The sequence below is a fragment of the Streptomyces sp. WELS2 genome, from assembly GCF_013870595.1.
In the GTDB taxonomy this organism is placed as follows: Bacteria; Actinomycetota; Actinomycetes; order Streptomycetales; family Streptomycetaceae; genus Streptomyces.
Map to the genome: position 1 here is coordinate 1 of NZ_JACBWZ010000925.1, position 2,279 is coordinate 2,279.

2 protein-coding genes and 3 pseudogenes are annotated in these 2,279 nt (G+C 71.7%); 3 read left to right on the plus strand and 2 right to left on the minus strand.

Annotated elements, in window-relative coordinates; genetic code table 11:
* Window positions 1-160 (plus strand): annotated as a pseudogene (locus H5J33_RS36870) (GntR family transcriptional regulator); the annotation flags it as partial.
* Here H5J33_RS36870 and H5J33_RS37975 read toward each other — a convergent pair.
* Window positions 138-383: pseudogene (locus H5J33_RS37975) on the minus strand (GNAT family N-acetyltransferase); the annotation flags it as partial. The pseudogenes H5J33_RS36870 and H5J33_RS37975 sit on opposite strands and share 23 nt — an antisense overlap.
* 139 nt (window positions 384-522) lie before the next feature.
* On the opposite strand from H5J33_RS37975, the gene fdxA reads away from it, so the two are divergent.
* Window positions 523-840: a ferredoxin gene (gene fdxA / locus H5J33_RS31820; protein ID WP_030614838.1), complete on the plus strand. Its 318-nt coding sequence runs from the start codon at window positions 523-525 to the stop codon at window positions 838-840.
* 124 nt (window positions 841-964) lie between these two features.
* Entirely contained in the window at window positions 965-2,062 is a 1,098-nt protein-coding gene (locus H5J33_RS31825) for a bifunctional succinyldiaminopimelate transaminase/glutamate-prephenate aminotransferase (RefSeq protein ID WP_181798211.1), read from the plus strand.
* Window positions 2,063-2,130: 68 nt separating this feature from the next.
* On the opposite strand, the pseudogene H5J33_RS37980 reads toward H5J33_RS31825, so the two are convergent.
* A pseudogene (locus H5J33_RS37980) lies at window positions 2,131-2,279 on the minus strand (ATP-binding protein); the annotation flags it as partial.

The following is a 2,279-nucleotide window of genomic DNA, read 5'->3' on the forward strand; positions in this document are numbered from 1 at the left end:
CGGGTGGTCGTGCGAGGCTATGGAGCGCTCGCGCCAGTACTTGTCCCACGGCCAGCAGGTCGCCACCGAACTGCTCTACATCCCGGCGGCCTCGGTGCCCGGCCTGACCGCGATCGACGCCCCGTCCGGCACGGCACGCGCGCGTGCGGTGCGGCGGGAATCACTTTGCCCGCGACCAGCGCGGATTCGGGAATTCCGACACTTTCGCCGTCCCGGCGTGTGATCATGAGCACGCCACCGTCCCAGGATGTGAGAACACCCACCGTGTCAGTGAACTTCTCCGGTCCGGCACCGGGTTCGCCCAACCGCCGTACAGAGACCCGTTTCCCCACGTCAGCGGGGGTGATTCGGACCTCCAGGCGTCCTGTCGCCGAGATTTCCACCGGTGAGTTCACCCCTCCTGTTCGGATCATGCTCCGGAACGGAGATACTAGGGGCGGGCATCGACGACGCCGCGCTCCCGCGCGCCAGGCGGCGGGCCTGAGGAGGCCCGCCAGCGCCCTATCGAGGAGGAACGACAGCGTGACCTACGTCATCGCGCAGCCTTGTGTCGACGTCAAGGACAAGGCGTGCATCGAGGAGTGCCCGGTCGACTGCATCTACGAGGGCCAGCGGTCCTTGTACATCCACCCGGACGAATGCGTCGACTGTGGTGCCTGTGAGCCGGTCTGCCCGGTCGAGGCGATCTTCTACGAGGACGACGTCCCGGAGGAGTGGAAGGACTACTACAAGGCGAACGTCGAGTTCTTCGACGAGCTGGGCTCGCCCGGCGGCGCCAGCAAGCTGGGGCTGATCGAGCGCGACCACCCCTTCGTCGCCGAGCTGCCGAAGCAGGGCTGACCGCCCGCCTGAGCGCCAAGCGGCCGCAACCGCGCCGCCTCGGTCCCGTACGGCCCGATCACCCCGATCAGCGCCGCACGGGACCGAGGCGTTTGCCGCACCGTACGAAAGTGAGCCACTGATCGTGTCCGCAGTCTCCGACCGGCTCCCGGTCTTCCCCTGGGACAAGCTGGAGCCGTACAAGAAGACGGCCGCCGCCCACCCGGACGGCATCGTCGACCTCTCCGTCGGCACGCCGGTCGACCCGGTGCCCGAGCTGATCCAGAAGGCCCTGGTCGACGCGGCCGACTCGCCGGGCTACCCGACCGTCTGGGGCACCCCGGCCCTGCGCGACGCGATCACCGGCTGGCTGGAGCGCCGGCTGGGCGCCCGCGGGATCACCCACCGGCACGTGCTGCCGGTCGTCGGCTCCAAGGAACTGGTGGCCTGGCTGCCCATCCAGCTCGGCCTCGGCCCCGGCGACAAGGTCGCCTACCCGCGCCTGGCCTACCCGACCTACGAGGTCGGCGCCCGCCTCGCCCGCGCCGAGTACGAGGTCTACGACGACCCGCGCGAGCTGGACCCGGCGAACCTGCGGCTGCTGTGGCTGAACTCCCCGTCCAACCCGACGGGCCGGGTCCTGACCAAGCGGGAGCTGACGGACATCGTCGCCTGGGCCCGCGCCCACGACGTCCTGCTCTTCTCCGACGAGTGCTACCTGGAGCTGGGCTGGGAGGCCGACCCGGTCTCGGTGCTGCACCCGGATGTCAACGGCGGCTCCTACGAGGGCATCGTCGCCGTGCACTCGCTGTCCAAGCGGTCCAACCTGGCGGGCTACCGCGCGGCCTTCGTCGCCGGCGACCCGGAGGTCCTCGGTCCGCTGCTGCAGATCCGCAAGCACGGCGGCATGATGACCTCCGCGCCGACGCAGGCCGCGGTCGTGGCCGCGCTCGGCGACGACACCCACGTGCGGGAACAGCGCGAGCGCTACGCGGCCCGCCGCGAGGCCCTGCGCTCGGCCCTGCTCGCCCACGGCTTCCGCATCGAGCACAGCGAGGCGAGCCTCTACCTCTGGGCGACCCGCGACGAGTCCTGCTGGACCACGGTCGCCGACCTGGCCGAGCGGGGCATCCTGGTGGCCCCGGGCGACTTCTACGGCGAGGCGGGCGCCCGCCACGTACGGGTGGCCTTCACGGCGACGGACGAACGCGTCCGGGCGGCCGTCTCCCGCCTGACCCGCTGACCGGCGCCACAACGTGGAACGGGGGTCCAGGGAAATCCCTGGACCCCCGTTCACCGGCACAGGCGGCCTCAGCCGAGCGGCAGGCCCTGCGTCGGCAGCCCCCGCGTGGGCAGGGAGTCGGTCGGCAGTCCGCCCTTGGTGAGCGAGTCCGTCGGCAGGCCGCCCTTCGTCGCGCCGACCGCGGCGTCCCCGAGGACGCCTCCCGCGGCCCCGGCCG